The 18,032-nt window shown below is 40.1% G+C and carries 17 protein-coding genes; 15 read left to right on the top strand and 2 right to left on the bottom strand.

The genetic code is table 11. The annotated features are described in order from the left end of the window. The first annotated feature begins 41 nt into the window (after positions 1-41). A complete protein-coding gene (gene soxR, locus PCI70_RS08440) occupies positions 42-449 on the top strand; it encodes a redox-sensitive transcriptional activator SoxR (protein WP_269914897.1) in 408 nt (135 codons plus the stop codon). Positions 450-462: 13 nt separating this feature from the next. Here the strand turns inward: soxR and rsfS are convergent, their stop codons facing one another. Continuing rightward, the gene (gene rsfS, locus PCI70_RS08445) at positions 463-831 is read right to left on the bottom strand and encodes a ribosome silencing factor (RefSeq protein ID WP_269914898.1); all 369 of its coding nucleotides are present in this window, start codon (positions 829-831) and stop codon (positions 463-465) included. 68 nt (positions 832-899) lie between these two features. After that, positions 900-3,680, bottom strand: a complete 2,781-nt coding sequence (locus PCI70_RS08450; RefSeq protein WP_269914899.1) for an ATP-binding protein — start codon at positions 3,678-3,680, stop codon at positions 900-902. Positions 3,681-3,807: 127 nt separating this feature from the next. On the opposite strand from PCI70_RS08450, the gene cysM reads away from it, so the two are divergent. The 14 genes from cysM to infC all read left to right on the top strand — a co-directional run bounded on the left by cysM (position 3,808) and on the right by infC (position 17,821). Next, positions 3,808-4,704: a cysteine synthase CysM gene (cysM, locus tag PCI70_RS08455; RefSeq protein ID WP_269914900.1), complete on the top strand. Its 897-nt coding sequence runs from the start codon at positions 3,808-3,810 to the stop codon at positions 4,702-4,704. Positions 4,705-4,706: 2 nt separating this feature from the next. Continuing rightward, positions 4,707-5,516 (top strand): 3'-5' exonuclease, encoded by an 810-nt coding sequence (locus PCI70_RS08460; protein ID WP_269914901.1) that lies wholly within the window; start codon positions 4,707-4,709, stop codon positions 5,514-5,516. A gap of 8 nt (positions 5,517-5,524) precedes the next feature. Then, the gene (gene rlmD / locus PCI70_RS08465; protein ID WP_442865183.1) at positions 5,525-6,853 is read left to right on the top strand and encodes a 23S rRNA (uracil(1939)-C(5))-methyltransferase RlmD; all 1,329 of its coding nucleotides are present in this window, start codon (positions 5,525-5,527) and stop codon (positions 6,851-6,853) included. 2 nt (positions 6,854-6,855) lie between these two features. Further along, positions 6,856-9,168 carry a RelA/SpoT family protein gene (locus PCI70_RS08470; RefSeq protein WP_269914902.1) on the top strand — a complete coding sequence of 771 codons (2,313 nt, stop codon included), beginning with the start codon at positions 6,856-6,858 and terminating at the stop codon, positions 9,166-9,168. 27 nt (positions 9,169-9,195) lie between these two features. Next, on the top strand, positions 9,196-9,927 hold the full coding sequence (mazG, locus tag PCI70_RS08475; RefSeq protein WP_269914903.1) for a nucleoside triphosphate pyrophosphohydrolase: 732 nt from the start codon (positions 9,196-9,198) through the stop codon (positions 9,925-9,927). A 71-nt stretch (positions 9,928-9,998) separates the two neighbouring features. Further along, on the top strand, positions 9,999-11,408 hold the full coding sequence (gene pcnB, locus PCI70_RS08480) for a polynucleotide adenylyltransferase PcnB (protein WP_269914904.1): 1,410 nt from the start codon (positions 9,999-10,001) through the stop codon (positions 11,406-11,408). After that, complete coding sequence (gene folK, locus PCI70_RS08485) at positions 11,405-11,878, top strand: 2-amino-4-hydroxy-6-hydroxymethyldihydropteridine diphosphokinase (protein ID WP_269914968.1); 474 nt, start codon at positions 11,405-11,407, stop codon at positions 11,876-11,878. Before pcnB ends, folK begins: the two co-directional genes overlap by 4 nt. After that, the gene (gene panB, locus PCI70_RS08490) at positions 11,871-12,680 is read left to right on the top strand and encodes a 3-methyl-2-oxobutanoate hydroxymethyltransferase (protein WP_269914905.1); all 810 of its coding nucleotides are present in this window, start codon (positions 11,871-11,873) and stop codon (positions 12,678-12,680) included. Before folK ends, panB begins: the two co-directional genes overlap by 8 nt. A 1-nt stretch (position 12,681) precedes the next feature. Continuing rightward, positions 12,682-13,527, top strand: a complete 846-nt coding sequence (gene panC / locus PCI70_RS08495) for a pantoate--beta-alanine ligase (RefSeq protein ID WP_269914906.1) — start codon at positions 12,682-12,684, stop codon at positions 13,525-13,527. Between the two features lie 17 nt (positions 13,528-13,544). Continuing rightward, entirely contained in the window at positions 13,545-14,396 is an 852-nt protein-coding gene (gene rapZ / locus PCI70_RS08500; RefSeq protein ID WP_269914907.1) for an RNase adapter RapZ, read from the top strand. After that, positions 14,393-14,662 carry an HPr family phosphocarrier protein gene (locus PCI70_RS08505; RefSeq protein WP_269914908.1) on the top strand — a complete coding sequence of 90 codons (270 nt, stop codon included), beginning with the start codon at positions 14,393-14,395 and terminating at the stop codon, positions 14,660-14,662. Before rapZ ends, PCI70_RS08505 begins: the two co-directional genes overlap by 4 nt. A gap of 2 nt (positions 14,663-14,664) precedes the next feature. Then, positions 14,665-15,213, top strand: coding sequence for a ribosome biogenesis factor YjgA (gene yjgA, locus PCI70_RS08510; protein ID WP_269914909.1), 549 nt, complete (start codon positions 14,665-14,667; stop codon positions 15,211-15,213). Between the two features lie 131 nt (positions 15,214-15,344). Beyond that, positions 15,345-17,267, top strand: a complete 1,923-nt coding sequence (gene thrS, locus PCI70_RS08515) for a threonine--tRNA ligase (RefSeq protein ID WP_269914910.1) — start codon at positions 15,345-15,347, stop codon at positions 17,265-17,267. A 5-nt stretch (positions 17,268-17,272) separates the two neighbouring features. Continuing rightward, positions 17,273-17,821: a translation initiation factor IF-3 gene (gene infC, locus PCI70_RS08520; protein ID WP_269914969.1), complete on the top strand. Its 549-nt coding sequence runs from the start codon at positions 17,273-17,275 to the stop codon at positions 17,819-17,821. The last annotated feature ends 211 nt before the right edge of the window (positions 17,822-18,032 follow it).

The raw sequence follows: 18,032 nt of genomic DNA on the forward strand, positions 1-18,032 counted from the left end.
GTGCTAGTATCAAATCTCAAGTTAACTTGAGGTCAAGTAAAATGTTAACGATTGGGGAAGTCGCAAAGCGTAGCGGTGTTAGCGTGCCCACATTACGTTTTTATGAAGAAAAGCAACTGATCCAAAGTATCCGTACAAATGGCAATCAACGCCGTTATTTGCGTGGTGTATTAAGGCGTGTTGCTATTATTAAGGTAGCGCAAAAAGTAGGAATTAGTTTGGCAGAAATTCAAGAGGGTTTTAAGGTTTTACCTAAAGATCACAACCCAACTAAAGCAGATTGGGAACAATTGTCTAAAGCATGGCAAATTAAACTAGATGAGCGCATTACGTTATTGATGCAAATGAAAGAACAAATGCAGTGGTGTATTGGTTGTGGGTGTTTGTCTTTAGAAGATTGTCCATTACGTAATCCTAACGATGTAATGGCACAAAAAAAGCGACTATAAGAGTCGCTTTTTGTTACGCTAATTCGGGTGTGTTTGAACGCCAAAGGCTCTCAAGGTCATAGAACTTACGCGCTGTAGGTAGCATTACATGTACCACAACGTAGCCAAGATCAACTAAAATCCATTCAGCATCACGCTCGCCTTCAACCCCAAGCGGGCGAAAACCTGCTTTACGTGCTTCGTCTGCAACGTTATCTGCAAGGGCTTTAACATGACGCGTTGATGTACCACTTGCAATGACAATGGCATCTGCAACATTACTAATGTCGCTTACATCAAGCTCTAAAATATCTTTTGCTTTTACATCTGCAAGCGCTTCATGAATGACTTTTAAGCAAGCTTTTGCGTCTTGGTTCATCGCGGGCGATGGTTCTAAATTCATATTGAGTCAATATTTCCTGACAATTACTCATGTTGTAATATAGCGTTTCTTAGGTGAAAATTCAATCGTTATGTATTGGCATCTTCAATTTTTTTAAGTGCAGCTTGGCGTGTTGTTTCAATCACCTTTTTTAGGGTATCAAAACGAGTGAGCACTTCATCAATAAATGCGTCATCTGCGACTTTTTTCTCTTTGCGTAAAGTTGACATGAACAATTCAAAATCACCCGTGACTTGTTGAAGTTGAGGTGTACCTACATAACGTGTTGCACCATATAAACGGTGTAAAACATGTTCTAGATGTGGAAAATCTTCAAGTTCAATGAGTTGTTGCATTTCTTCAATTTCACTATCAAAACTTGCAACCAACATTTGTAATAAATCTAAAGCAAGTTCTTCTTTATTGGCAGCAAGTTGTATGCTTTGTGCCCAATCAAGGATTGTCGATTGTACAGGTTCAGGGGCAATTGGAAGTGGCTCAACCGTTTCAAAATTTTTGTCTGTCCATGTTGCTAAAATTTGTGTGAGCTGTTCAATTTGAATTGGTTTAGTAACGTAATCATCCATACCTACTGCAAGTAATTTTTTCTTTTCATCAGATAGGGCATGTGCAGTGAGTGCAATAATAGGCAGATGTGTCTGATACTCAAGCGTAGTTTCTAGCGAGCGAATGGCGCGTGTGGTATCAATACCTGACATTACAGGCATTTGAATATCCATAAAAATAAGGTCAAATAACGGTTGCTTGTTATCGATGCGTTGTTGAATAAGATTAATCGCATCTTGTCCACTCAGTGCCTTAACCGTTGTGACGTTAAGTTCGCCTAATAGTGCTTCCAGTACAATGAGGTTAGGAAGATGATCATCAACCGCTAAAATTTGTAAGCCTTCGCCATTAAAAGTTTTGCTTTTTTCATGGTCGATATTGACCTGATTGGTAAGTAGTTGAATTAGCGCATGACGGCTGAGTGGTTGATACAACGGATTGGCGCGGAACTCTTTGAGCGTATTTGGCTCCAAAGCCATTTGATAGCCATAAATTGCCAACTTACCTTGATAACGTGTTCGAATTTCAGTCAGTAAAGCTTGCGTATCACTCCCATGATCGACAATGACCCATGTATTTTCATCATATTCAAGTTGTTTAAGACGCGCAAATAAATCTAATAACGATGAGGCTTCTGTGTGTTGAACTTGATAATTTTCTAAATAATGACGCAATACATTTGCAGTTGCCGCATGCGAAATAAAAGACACCACATTCATATGATGGAAATCTTCGTTGGAAATCTCTAGGTATTTGTTCACTGCAAAGTGTACGGTAAACCAAAAGGTTGAGCCTTTTTCGGTGGGTGCGCGTTCTTGATTATCTTCAAAGCCAATTTGCCCTTTCATTAAAGTGACAAGTTGTTTTGAAATGGCAAGCCCCAAACCTGTACCGCCAAACTGCCGTGTTACAGATGCATCACCTTGAGAGAACGACTTGAATAAGTGTTTGCGCTCACTTTCGTTTACGCCAATACCACTGTCTTGTACGCTAAAGTGGATTAAACAGTTGCCATTTTGCTCTTGTTCTAAACGTGTACGAACAATAATTTCACCCTCGGGGGTAAACTTAATGGCATTAGAAATAAGATTCGTGAGGATCTGCTTAAAGCGTAAAATATCACCTGTTACTTGGTGCGGTAGATTGTGAGCAAAGTAAAATGCCAAATGAATATTTTTTTCAGCCGCTAAAGGTGACAGCATATCCATCACATCAAACATGGCTTCTTCAAGATCAAACGGTGCCATTTCAAGTTCAAGTTTGCCTGCATCAATCTTAGAAAAATCAAGCACATCGTTAATAAGCGCAAGTAAATGAGCTGATGATTTACGAATGGTTTGTAAGTATAAGTTTTGTTCATTCGTGAGATTATGTTGTCTCAGCATTAAATGAATAAAACCATCAATACTATTTAAAGGCGTACGTAACTCATGGCTAATATTGGCTAAAAACACCGACTTGGATTGATTAGCAGAAATGGCTTGGTCACGCGCTTGACGATAAGTGATATTTTGAACTTCAAGTGTATCAAGGGTACGTCTTAAATCGTCTTCGGTTTGTTCGGTATGTTCTTGAAGTTCTAAAAAACTTTGATGTAACCGTTTTAATGTACTTTCAATATCAAGTTGTAATAGTTTTAGCTCGCCACTACTGTTAATGGTGACAGGCTCATCAAGATTGTCTGCATTGAGGCGTTGTAGCTGCATACGGATTTCGTAAAGAGGTGCAATCCAACGTCTTGAATAAAAACTTAAACATAGCATTAACAATAATAGCGTAATAAATGCAGTGATAAGTAACACCATAAACACATGATAATGTGCAACTTCCATGGGTTGGTTATCAAGCTCAATGAGTAGCCAACCCGATTGAAGTTTAACCCCATATACACTATTGCTGTTGACGTGAATAGGGCCAATAAATCCCGCATCTTGATTAAATTCAGGCCATTTTTTGTAAGGTTGCAAACCAATATTAATATGGATATCTTGGTCAACTAAACTCACGCGTTGTAAATAGCGTTCATTGAGCATTCTAAGTAAAATAGTTTGCGCTTTTTGCGTTTCTTTAGGGTCTTTATGAATAGCATCGACCAAAAGTTCTGCGGTGTGTTGGTAGCGTGACAAAATAGCAATGGCAATGTGACGTTGTTGGCTTAAGGATGCTTGATTGGTTTCGCTTAACACCAAGTAAGCACCGACACCTGCCAAGATCACAATCGGAATAAAAATAAGGGCAACCAATTGACCATAGGCTTGGTTAAGTTGCAATCGCTGTAATAAAGACTTTTTTGATTCCGCCATAATGCTATAAGCTATTTTTCAACCAAGCCATATTAGCATGCTTTTTTGTGACACAATGCAGGTAAAAAGCTGTGCAGGCATGTACTTTTTTTCATACAATAGGGATGTCCCTTTCAAGGTAGATATTATGAGCGATCAAAATCTCGAGTTAGATGATTACGTAGGCAAAACACCTTTAGTGCGTTTAAAGCGTATGGCAACACAAGCCACCGTATTGGCAAAACTAGAAGGTAATAATCCTGCGGGCTCGGTAAAAGATCGCCCTGCTTACAATATGATTATGCAAGCAGAAAAACGAGGGGATATCAAACCAGGTGACACTTTAATTGAAGCAACCAGTGGCAATACAGGCATTGCCCTTGCCATGGTCGCAGCAATGCGTGGCTATAAAATGAAGCTCATTATGCCCAACAATATGAGCCAAGAACGTAAAGATGCCATGCAAGCGTATGGTGCAGAACTCATTGAAGTTACACAAGCCCAAGGCATGGAAGGTGCGCGTGATCTTGCTTTGAAAATGCAATCTGAAGGCAAAGGTTTAGTGCTGAATCAATTTGGTAATCCTGATAATGTAGAGGCACATTACCTCACAACAGGCCCAGAGATTTGGCAACAAACGCAAGGTAAAATTACGCATTTTGTCAGTTCGATGGGTACAACAGGCACCATTATGGGCGTGTCTAAATATTTAAAAGAACAAAATCCAAATATTCAAATTGTTGGCTTACAACCTGAAGAAGGCGCAAGCATTGCAGGTATCCGCCGTTGGCCAAAAGAATATTTACCCACCATTTTTGATGCTTCTCGTGTAGATCGCACCATTGATATTCCACAAATTGCGGCAGAAAAAACCATGCGTCAGCTTGCACGTCAAGAAGGAATCAGTGCAGGGGTGTCATCGGGTGGTGCAGTTTGGGCAGCGTTAAAAATTGCGCAAGAGCAACCTGATGCTGTGATTGTTTGCATTATTTGTGACCGAGGCGACCGTTATTTATCAACAGGTTTGTTTTCTGTACAGGATTAAACATGCGTTTACCAGTGTTTGTATTTGATATAGAAACCATCACAGATTTAAAAGCAGGCGCGCATTTATATCAGTTAAATAATTTAAATGATGACGACAAAACGCAAGCACTGAATAAAATTCGACGTCAAGACAGTGGCTCTGATTTTCAGCGATTACCTTTGCACCAAATTGCATGTATCTCGGGGTTTTGGATAGATGAAAAGGGCATGCGTTTGTTTTCATTAAGCCAAAAAGATAATACTGAAGCTGAAATTTTAGAAAAATTTCTATCTGTATTTGAAAAACGTCAACCTGTTTTAGTCAGTTGGAATGGCGCGCAGTTTGATTTACCTGTGATTTTGTATCGTGCCATGTATCATGGGCTGTCTGCACCAAGTTTGCTTGATCAAGGTGAGATTGATCAACAACGCCGTTATAACAATTACCAAAACCGTTATCATCATCAGCATATCGATTTAATGGATGCGCTTGCGCTATTTAATGGACGTAACTTTCAAAAGTTAGATGATGTGGCACATATGTTTGGTTTTGCAGGTAAACGAGAGGGTAAAGGCTATCAAGTCCCTGAGCAGATTAAACAACAAGATTGGTTAGGCTTAACCTCGTATTGCGAGGGAAATGTATTAAACACATGGTTTATTTACTTGCGTTGGTTGTTACTCAAAGGACAGCTTCTGCGTGAAGATCACCAAGATTTGATTAAAAGCACACAGCAATATTTAGCAACACAGCCTCAACACGAAGGCTTTTTAGCCCAATGGCAACAAAGTGCCCAAAGCACGCCATTTAGCCAAACTTTTTTTGATTAGGTTATATTTTGAACCAACAGACTTTTCAGGTAACGTCTCTTTCTCATGAAGGACGAGGTATCGCACTTTACGAGCAACCCGTAGAAAAAAATGGGAAAAAAGTATTTATTCAGTTTGCGCTTCCGGGCGAAACGGTTGTGGCTAAAATTACGCGAGATACAAAACGTTTAGAAGAAGCCGATGCCATTGAGGTTATTGGTGAGTTTGCAAAAACACGCGTAACGCCCATTTGTCAGCATTTTAAAACCTGTGGTGGCTGTAGTTTGCAACATATGCACCCTGATGAGCAAATTCGGTTTAAACAAGATGTGCTTAAATCTCACTTTACGCATTTTGCGCAAGTTGAACCTGAAAGCTGGTTAGCGCCTATTCGTTCCAAACAAACAGGATACAGACGCCGTGCTCGCATTGGCGTGCGTTATTTGGAAAAATCGAATCAACTATTAATGGGTTTTCGTGAGCGTCAATCGAACCGTTTGACCAACATTGTTGAATGCCCTGTTTTAGAAAGTACTCTCAATCAAGCATTACCACATTTGCGTCTATTACTCGAAAGTCTAACAGGCAAGGCAGTGATTGGTCATGTAGAATTGGCAATGGGCGATACTGATGTGGCGTTGTTGGTACGCCATACAGCACCATTAAGCCGTTCAGACAAAAAACGACTCCTTGATTTTGCTTTAGAGCGAGGATGGCAGTTGTATTTACAGCCTCGTCCAAACCAAGTGCATCGTTTAGATGCAAAGCATGTTGGCTTAACGTATAGCTTGGCTGACTTTGCAACAAAATTTACATTTTCTCCACTTGATTTTACACAGGTGAATGCCAGCGTAAACGAGCAAATGGTAAAATTGGCATGTGACTTGCTTGCGCTTAAAGAGGGTGAGCGTGTTTTGGATTTATTTTGTGGATTAGGTAATTTTTCTTTACCAATAGCAACGCGTGTGGGTGCAACAGGTGAGGTGGTTGGCGTGGAAGGAAGCACTGAAATGGTGCGCCGTGCCGAAAAAAATGCAACGCTGAATGGATTATCTCAGCTTAAATTTTACGAACAAGATTTAACACAAGATTTTTCACAGCAGCCATGGGCACAACAAGGCTTTGATGCATTACTCATTGATCCACCACGTTCTGGCTCAGAACAAGTTATGCAATACATATCAAATTTTAATGCAAAGCGCATCGTTTATGTGTCATGTAATCCTGCTACACTTGCGCGGGATACAGGAATTTTAGCCCAATACGGATATCGGTTAATAAAAGCAGGTGTAATGGATATGTTTACACATACAGGACATGTGGAATCAATTACCTTATTTGAACGTGACAGGAGATAGGTATGGTCACAGTGCGTGAGCAGTTACCTGAACGACTAACTCAGTTGTCGGAAGAAACGACTGTAGAACATGCCCTGCAACAACAAGATTTGACGGATTGGCTAGAGCGAGTGCGTCAGCATATCGATGGTGCACCGTTAAAGCGTTTGGAACAAGTTGCACGTTTAACCTTAGAAAAAGAATTACAAGCCACAAATGTCCGACATCGTAATAACACTTTTATTACAGGGATTGGTGTTGCTGATATTTTAGCCCATTTACATGTGGATGAAGATACGCTAATTGCTGCTGTACTTTATCGCAGTGTCCGTGAGGGGTTAACCTCACTTGAAGAAGTTCAGACTCGTTATGGTGCAGAAGTCTTAAGCCTTGTGCAAGGCACACTGGCAATGGGTAAACTTTCTGAACTCATTGAACAAAATAAACGTCTAGAAGATCATTTTAATAATAATCAACGTGAGCATCTAACAGGCATTTATAAAATGCTCATCTCAGTAACTGAAGATGTCCGTGTTGTTTTAATTAAGTTATCTGAGCGAACTTACGAGCTTCGTGAGCTTGCAAAATCGCCTAAAGAGCGTCAAGAACGTGTTGCACGTGAAATTTTAACCATTTACTCGCCACTTGCCCATCGCTTGGGTATTGCTCAACTCAAGTGGGAACTTGAAGATTTGGCATTTCGTTATTTAGCTCCTGAGCGTTATAAAGAGATTGCAAAATTACTCAATGAAAAGCGTTTGGAGCGTGAGCAATACATTCAATGTGTGATGGATCGCTTAGGAGATGAACTCAAAAAGCACGATATTGAAGCAGATATTAGTGGACGTGTAAAACACATCTATTCAATTTATCGTAAGATGAAAAGCAAAAATTTAAGCTTTGACCAACTTTACGATATTCGTGCGCTTCGAATTTTAGTGCCTAATGTGCCTGTGTGTTACCACGTTTTAGGGATTGTGCATCAAATTTGGCGACATATTCCAAATCAATTTGATGATTACATTACCAACCCAAAAGCCAATGGGTATCGTTCGTTACATACGGCAGCGATAGCAGAAAACAAATCGTTAGAAATTCAAATTCGTACCCATGAAATGCACGAAGAAGCAGAATTGGGTGTGTGCTCGCATTTTAATTATAAAGAAGGCGCAAAAGGCACGGATTTCTCATTTAATCATCGTTTGCATTCATTACGTGCTGTACTTGAGCATTATCAAGAGCGCAATGAAACAGGTGCACATCCTAAAGATGAAGAAGATGATTTTGAAAAATTACAAGATTTTGAAGATTTCGAAAAAATTTATGTGTTCAGCCGTGATGGTGACATTAAAGAATTACCACGTGGTTCGACAGTTCTAGACTTTGCTTATCATGTGCATACCGAAGTAGGCAACCATTGTTATGCGGCACGGGTTAATCAACGTTATGTGCCACTCACCTATACTTTAAAAACGGGTGAGCAGGTTGAAATTTTAACCAAAAAAGACCGTGAACCTAACCGTGATTGGTTGGTTAGCTCTTTAGGTTATATTAAAACAGCGCGTGCGCGTGATAAGTTGCGTCATTGGTTTAGACAGCAAGACCGTAGCAAAAATTTAGAAGTGGGGCATGAGCTCTTAACTAAAGAGTTACAACGCTTAGCGATTCATCCTAAAAGTATTGATTTAAACGAATATTGTGCACATTTTAATGTCAAAACAGGTGATGACATTTTGGTGGGCTTGGTCAGTGGCGATATTGGGCTTCATTCTTTAATGAACCAAGTCAATCGCCATATGAAGCTTGATCAAGACGAACCTGAGTTGGTATTAAAACCTGCGCTTAATCCGCGTGCAAGCCATACATTGTCTGCACATGGAATTTTGGTTGATGGTTTAGATAATGTTGAGCTCAATATTGCACAATGTTGTCAGCCTGTTCATGGCGAGCCAATTGGTGGTTATATCACGCTTAATCGTGGTGTGAGTATTCATAAAAAAGAATGCCCAGATTATAATCGTATGATTACTCAAGAGCCTGAGCGCGCTGTAGATGCCGATTGGGAACTACAACCGACGCGTGGGCAAAGTATTCAAATTGTGGTAGAAGCATATGATCGCCGTGGTTTATTGCGAGATTTAACACAAGTGATTTTTGCTGATCAAATCAATATTCGTCAGGTAAATACTATTTCTGAAACAGATGGAATTGCCAATATGAAGTTGTTGATTGAGGTCAAAGGACTATCGCAGCTATCTCGATTATTGGCACGCTTAGAACAACAACCCGGTATTATCAGTGCCAGACGTTTGGTACAAAACAAGCCAGCAGTTTAACTGCTGGTTTTTGTTTGAGGGAGCATCATGCAAGAGTTATTAAAAACGATGGCACGCTTACGCCAAGAGTGTCCATGGGACAAAAAACAAACCCCCGAAAGCCTAACTCGTTATACTATTGAAGAAGCGTATGAAGTGGAAGATGCAGTCCGTTCGGGTAATGTAGAAGACATAAAAGCAGAGCTTGGAGATTTATTATTACAAGTTGTATTTCAAGCCCAAATGTATAGCGAACAAAATGAATTTAACTTTGATGATGTGGTTAAAACACTCAATGAAAAGCTGATTCGCCGTCATCCGCATGTATTTGGAGATGAGCAAGCGCATACACAAGCAGAGGTTGAGGCATTGTGGCAACAAACCAAAGCGCAAGAACAACCGCAAAAAAGCCGTTTAAGTACCGTTAAACATGCGCCATCATTGCTTCAAGCCCAAGCTATACAAAAAAATGTAGCTGAGATTGGATTCGATTTCCCAACGGTAGAAGAAGCAATGGATAAGTTTGATGAAGAATGGCAAGAACTTAAATATGCACTGACACATCAAACCCAAAAAGAAGTCGAGGATGAGTTTGGCGATTGTTTATTTTCGTTGGTAAATATTGGGCGTAAACTTAATGTTTCGAGCGAACAGGCTTTATTAGGCACAATTCATAAATTTAGACAACGTTTTGCCTATATTGAACAGCACATGACAGATAAAATGTCGCTTAAACAAATGGATAAACTTTGGGACGAAGCTAAACAGCACGGACTTTAGTAATTGCCCTTTATGGGGCGATGCTCTATGATTAGCAACAAAATTTACCCAGACGTAGGAGAGAGCGTCTTTTGCACACTTTACGCGCGTCAAAATATGGACTATCCATAAAAAAATTACCCCCATCCATTACAGAAGTGATTGATGGTTTAACAAAAGCAGGTTATGACGCATACATCGTTGGTGGTGGTGTACGTGACTTAATGCTTGGCTTAAACCCAAAAGATTTTGATGCAGTGACTAACGCAACACCTGCACAAATTAAAGAAGTCTTTGGGCGTCGTTGCCGTATTATTGGACGACGTTTTGAGCTTGCACATGTTTTTATTGGACGTGAGTTGATTGAAGTTGCCACGTTTCGTGCGCCACCTAAAAAAGTGGTAACGAGTGCGGCAGGCATGATTTTACGTGACAATAATTGGGGAACCATTGAGCAAGACTTTGTACGCCGTGATTTTTCAATTAACACGATGTACTACCAACCACGCAAAGGCATTATTTTAGATTTTTGTCATGCCATTGATGATGTAAAAACAAAAATATTACGCTTACTTGGTGAACCTGCACGACGTTTTGAAGAAGACCCTGTGCGTATGCTAAGAACGCTACGTTTTGCAGCAAAACTTAACTTCAAAATTGCAGATGACATTTTAGAGATTTTTACACCTAAAATGACGCGTTTGTTGCGTGATGTGTCACCTCACCGTTTGTATGATGAGTCGCAAAAACTCTTTACGATGGGGCGTTTAAAAGAAGTTTTACCTTTGATGATTGAGTTTGATATTTGGCAACAACTGTTTGCTGATATTTCACCAAACATTACTCCATTTATTGATTTGGCTGCCAAAAATACAGATCAACGTATTCAGGTGGGTAAAACCATTAACCCTGCATTCTTTTATGCTGTGTTACTGTGGGAAAACTTTTTACAACGTTACGAATTCTATATTAAAAAAGGATTAGTGGCGGCTGAGGCACGCGCACAAGCGGGCTTAGATGTTTTAAAACGTCAATCAACACGTACCGTTATTCCACGTTTTGCCGAAACCTTTATTCGTGAAGTGTGGGAAATGCAAACGCGTTTACTTAATCCAAAACCACAGCAAATTCCCGCCCTCGCGGCACATCCACGTTTTCGTGCAGGGTTCGACTTTTTGTTGTTACGTGAAAAAGTAGGTGATCCAGATACACAAGGTATGGGGCAGTGGTGGGAGACGTATCAGAATTTATCAAGCGATGAAAAAGAACGAGCGATTAGTAAATACAATCGTCAGCGTTTAAAAGATCGCCGTAAACCTGAAAAAGTGGTCGATGTTGAAATTGAACCATTGGTACAAGAACCTGAGCCTAAACCACGTCGTAAACGTGTAGAGCGTGAACGTCCAACGCAACAAACAGATGTGGCAGACAATCACCCAATTCTAAAACGTAAACGTGTTAAACGTGATTTAAGCCAAGTGATTTTCGGACCAACGCAATAATGATCACCACGTATATTGGTTTAGGCAGTAATTTAGGTGACTCACAGCAAATTTTAAACGATGCAGTGAGTCAACTTGAACAACTTGGACAAGTACGAGTATCTCGATTTTACCGTACGCCTCCTATGGGACCACAAGATCAGCCTGATTACTTAAATGCCGCGGCAGAGCTACAAACAATACTTGAACCCTTGGCATTGCTAGATGAATTACAGCGTATTGAAAATGAGTCGGGTCGTGTACGTTTACGCCATTGGGGTGAACGTACACTTGATTTAGACTTATTGCTGTATGGCACACACAGTATTGATCATCCACGTTTAACCGTGCCACATGTGGGTATTTTAGAGCGTGATTTTGTATTGGTGCCGTTGTTAGATTTGAATCCAAATCTTAGTATAAATGGTCAAGCTGTCGCAACACTTGAGGTTGTACGCCAATCTACGTTGTATCGGAGAAAAAATGATTAGCTTAAGCAACTTAAAGAAATTTAAAACTGAAGGTCGCAAATTTTCTTGTTTGACGTGTTATGACTCAAGCATGGCAAAAGCGATGGAAGTTGCCCAAGTTGATACGATTTTAATTGGTGATTCAGTTGGAATGACCATGCAAGGACATGATTCAACCTTGCCTGTGACGGTTGCAGACATGGCATACCACACCGCTTGTGTGCGCCGTGCCAATCAACATGCACTTATTATTGCCGATTTACCTTTTATGAGCTATGCCACACCATCTGATGCCATTAAAAATGCACGTGAGGTCATGCAGGCAGGTGCACAAATGGTTAAAATTGAAGGTGGTGCATGGCTTGCTGATACCGTGCGTACCCTAACGCAAAACGGTGTGCCTGTCTGTATGCATTTAGGTTTAACACCCCAATCTGTGCATGTGTTTGGTGGTTACAAGGTTCAAGCGCGTACGCGTGAAACAGCAGACCAATTGATTGCAGACTGCAAAGCCTTAGTTGAGGCAGGTACGGCTGTTTTACTTTTAGAATGTGTACCTGAGCAAGTCGGGCGTGAAGTGGCAGAACTTTTTCCGCATATCCCTGTGATTGGAATTGGTGCAGGACGCTATACCGATGCCCAAGTGTTAGTTGTACAAGATATGCTAGGACTGACCCAAGGTAAAGTTGCAAAATTTGTACGTAACTTTATGACTGACCAATCAGGTTCAAATGCAATTTTAGATGCGTTTCGTGCCTATCATCAAGCCGTGATTGCAGGGACATTTCCAAGCCCTGAACATACTTTTCAAATCGAGTTGTAACATGAAAACTGAAACCACAATCCAAGGTTTATCTGCATCTTTAAGCCCTGCACGGGCAAACCGTAAAATTATTGGGTTTGTACCGACCATGGGTAATTTGCATGAAGGACACTTAAACCTTGTGCGAGAAGCAAGAAACCTATGTGATGTGGTGGTAGTCAGTATTTTTGTCAATCCAATTCAGTTTGGACCCAATGAAGATTTTGAAAATTATCCGCGGACATTAGACCAAGATAGCCAATTATTAGCAGAGGTTGGGTGCGATATTATTTTTGCACCAACGGTTGAGCAAATGTACGGCTCACAGCCACGTTTGACGAATATTACTGTAGGTGAGATTACTCAAGATTTATGTGGTGCAAGTCGCGAAGGGCACTTTGATGGTGTTGCTGTGGTGGTAACCAAATTATTTAATATGGTTCAGCCACACTATGCATTTTTTGGTGAAAAAGACTACCAACAGCTTGCTGTTATTAAACAATTAGTGTGTGATTTAAATATACCACTTGAAGTGATTGGTGTACCGATTACACGTGCAAAAGATGGTTTAGCGTTGAGTTCGCGTAATGGTTATTTAACAGAAGTACAGCGCGCAACAGCACCCATTATTTATCAAAGCCTACAAACTGCCGAACAACAGCTGATAACAGGTCAAGACCTAACAGATGTAATGAATAACGTAAAAAATACACTTGCGCAGAATGGCTTTAATGTAGATTATGTAGAAGCACGTACACCAGCATTACAACGTATAGAACAGTTTAATCAAGATGTGGTTATTTTGGTGGCAGCCAAGCTTGGAAATACCCGCTTAATTGATAACCTACAAATAAAATATTCACCTTAAATGAAGGGGATAGTGCCGTGAAACGTATTTTGATTGTAACAGGACAGTCGGGTTCGGGAAAATCTTCGGCATTACAGGTGCTAGAAGATTTAGGTTATTATTGTATTGATAATTTACCGTTGGCATTACTCCCAGAAATTGTTTCTAAACTTGACCGTGAAAATAATTTAGAACAACTTGCATTAGGTGTAGATGTACGCAGTACCCATGCCGATTTACAAGATTTTGATGGTGTTTTTGAGCAACTACAAAAACATGGAACGGTAGACGTTATTTATCTGACGACTAAAGACCAAGAGCTCATTACACGCTTTAGTGCATCGCGCCGTCCGCATCCTTTAACGGGGCGTTGTACTAGCTTAAACGAATGTATCCAAGAAGAAAAAAGCTTACTTTTACCTGTTCAGTTACGTGCAACAGTCAATATTGATACAACCAATAAAAGCGTTCACGATTTAAAACATACCTTGTTATCTAAATTAGACCAATCTGATCGCTTAATTGTAATTTTACAGTCATTTGGTTATAAACATGGCATTCCATTAGATGCCGATTATGTTTTTGATGTCAGACATTTGCCTAATCCGCATTGGGATTTAAACTTGAGAAAATTGTCAGGGTTAGATGAACCTGTTCAAGCCTTTTTAAGTGCCAATGACGATGCAAATGAAATGTATCAAGACATTTTTAAATTTTTAGAAAAATGGTTGCCTGTATTTTCCAAAGGACATCGTCATTATATGACCATTTCTATCGGCTGTACGGGTGGACAACACCGTTCTGTATATATGGTGGATAGACTTCAAAAGGCACTTCAAGCAAAATGGTCTATTCAAATTTTACATAGAGAAATGAAGCACTGGTCATGATTGACACAACAGTAGATGTAATTAACAAACTTGGTTTACATGCACGCGCATCTGGAAAGCTCATTGAGGTAACCACCAAATTTCGCTCCAATATTCAAATTGGAAAAGGCGAAAAGTTGATTGATGCGAAAAATATCATGGCTTTGCTTATGTTAGGTGCAGGTAAAGGAACCACTTTGCGCTTGGTTGTTGATGGACCAGATGAACAAGAGGCGTTAAACGAAGTTTTAGCACTCTTTGCAGCAAAATTTAACGAGGCAGATTAAACGTGGCACGTCGACCGCAAAAAGGTTATAGCACCGAAGACTTTCAATCATTAGAAGGTCGTGCAAGTAAAACTGAGCAAAAAAAAGCTGTACAACGTATGGCGGCACTTGGAGAGCAGCTTGCTGAACTCTCAAACAAACAAATTGAGCAACTTCCTGTAGAAGAGCGCTTAATTGAAGCCTTACTTGATGTAAAGCTGATCAGCTCGTTTGAGGCGCGTCGTCGCCAATTTCAGCGTATTGGTAAATTGTTGCGTAGTGAAGATGAAACCGTAATTTTATCTTACTTAACGCCACAACAAGGGCTTAAAAAAACGGCACAACTTAATCGTTGGGTAGACCGTATGATTGAGCAAGGTGACCCTGCATTACATGAGTTTACCAAAGCATTTAATGCCACCGATCGCCATACTTTACGTCAACATATTTTGCGCTACCATCGTGATCAAAGTTTACAAGCGACGCCTGAAGAACTTGAAGAAGCACGTCAGCGTATTTTGAACTATGTTCAGCAAGTGGCGCTGTTGTCTGATCAGGGTAAAGCAAAATAAAGGCTTCACAAACCCTATCAGATGTGTAAAATCAAATAAACCACCGTTTTTATATTTTTGAGGTTTTCCTCGATCATAATCTCGCGGTGATATGCTCCTTCGTATGGGGCATCACTCCTTAAGGATTTTTTATGCCAATTATTACATTGCCAAATGGCGATCAAAAACAATTTGACCAAGCAGTTTCTGTGATGGACGTTGCCCAAAGTATTGGACCGGGTCTTGCAAAAAACACAGTTGCTGGTCGTGTAAATGGGCATTTAGTTGATGCGTGTGACATCATCACTGAAGATGCAACATTACAGATTATTACTCCAAAAGATGATGAAGGTATCGAAATCATTCGTCACTCTTGTGCGCATTTAGTGGGACATGCTGTTAAACAGTTGTTTCCAGAAGCGAAAATGGTGATTGGTCCTGTTATTGAAGAAGGTTTTTACTACGACATTCAAATGCCACGTCCATTTACATTAGATGATATGGCAGCCATTGAAGAACGTATGAAATCTTTAATTGCACAAGATTACGACGTTGTTAAAAAAATGACACCGCGTGACGAAGTGATTGAAGTATTTAAAACGCGTGGTGAAGAATACAAATTACGTCTTGTGGAAGACATGCCTAACGAAACACAAATGGGCTTGTACTACCATCAAGAATATGTAGACATGTGCCGTGGTCCACACGTACCCAATACAAAATTTTTAAAGTCATTTAAGCTCACTAAAATTTCAGGTGCTTATTGGCGTGGTGATGCTAAAAATGAGCAACTACAACGTATTTACGGTACAGCTTGGGCAGACAAAAAACAGTTATCAGCTTATATCAAGCGTATTGAAGAAGCAGAAAAACGCGACCACCGTAAAATTGGTAAAGCGTTAGACTTGTTCCATATACAAGAAGAAGCGCCAGGTATGGTATTTTGGCATCCAAATGGGTGGACAATCTACCAAGTACTTGAGCAATATATGCGTAAAGTACAGGCGGATAATGCATATCAAGAAGTGCGTACACCACAAATTGTAGATTTCTCCCTTTGGGAGCGCTCTGGACATGCAGCAAACTATGCAGAAAACATGTTTACGACTCATTCAGAAAGTCGTAACTATGCTGTAAAACCTATGAACTGCCCATGTCACGTTCAGATTTTTAACCAAGGGTTAAAGTCTTACCGTGATTTACCAATTCGTATGGCAGAGTTTGGTTCATGCCATCGTAATGAGCCATCTGGTTCTTTACACGGTATTATGCGTGTGCGTGGCTTTACCCAAGATGATGGACATATTTTTTGTACCAAAGAGCAAATTGGACAAGAAGTTGCCGACTTTATTAAACTAACATTAGATGTTTATAAAGACTTTGGTTTTGAAGATGTTCAGATGAAACTCTCAACACGTCCAGAAAAACGTGTAGGTGATGACAAACTTTGGGACATGGCAGAAAAATCACTTGCTGATGCACTTGATGATGCAGGTCTTGAGTGGGAGCTTCAGCCGGGTGAGGGTGCGTTTTATGGTCCTAAGATTGAATTCTCGCTTAAAGACTGCTTAGGACGTGTATGGCAGTGTGGTACAATTCAATGTGACTTCAATTTACCAGAACGTTTAGACGCATCATTTGTGACTGAAGATAACGATCGTGACCAACCTGTTATGTTACATCGTGCAATTCTTGGTAGTTTTGAGCGTTTTATTGGTATACTGATTGAACATTATGCTGGATTTATGCCACCATGGTTAGCGCCAACACAAGTCTGTGTCATGAATATTACAGACTCGCAATCACAAGCATGTGATAATGTGGTGGCACAACTTAAAGCACACGGTCTTCGTGCCGTTTCAGATTTAAGAAACGAGAAGATTGGCTTTAAAATCCGTGAGCGTACACTTGAGCGCATTCCATATTTAGTGGTTCTTGGTGACCGTGAAGTGGAAGAAGGAACAGTGAATGTTCGTACTCGCTCAGGAAAGAATTTGGGTACTATGTCAATTGATGCATTTATTGACTTAGTGAAAACAGCCGTAGCCGAACATGGCCGGTATATTGTGGAGTAAGAAAGATTAAACAGCCTGATCGTAACCAACAAGGTGGAAAAAGCAATCGTCCAGCAATCAATGAGGAAATTCGTGCTAAAGAAGTACGTCTAGTTGGTGCTGATGGAGAACAAGCAGGGATCGTGTCGTTAGACGAAGCAATTCGTGCGGCAGAACAAGCAGATCTTGATCTTGTTGAGATCGTTGCAAATGCAGAGCCACCTGTATGTAAAATCATGGACTACAACAAGCACTTGTTTGATTTAAAGCAAAAGCAAAAAGATGCGAAGAAAAAACAGCATCAAGTGCAAGTTAAAGAAATCAAATTGCGTCCGGGAACAGACGTAGGTGACTACAACGTAAAATTACGTGCAATCACTCGCTTCTTAGAAGATGGTAATAAAGTAAAAATTACCCTTCGTTTCCGTGGACGTGAAATGGCGCACCAACAATTAGGTCTTGCGCAACTACAAAAAATTGAAGCTGACGTGGCTGAGATGGGTGTAGTAGAACAAGCACCAAAAATGGAAGGTCGTCAAATGGGTATGCTACTTGGACCTAAAAAGAAAAAGTAAGCCATCCATTCAAAAAGCCAGCATTTTGCTGGCTTTTTTTGTGAGTTTTAGTAACTCATTTCTATTGCATAGAATAATTTTACAATCATCAATAAATAGAAGTAATATTATTATAAATAATTGTTTTTTTATTGCTTTTTTTTAGAAAAAACCAATTTTTAGAATGAGTTGATAGATTTTTGATAAAAATTCAATCAATTCAATTATTAAA

The organism is Acinetobacter sp. HY1485 (genome assembly GCF_027568475.1).
Classification (GTDB): domain Bacteria; phylum Pseudomonadota; class Gammaproteobacteria; order Pseudomonadales; family Moraxellaceae; genus Acinetobacter.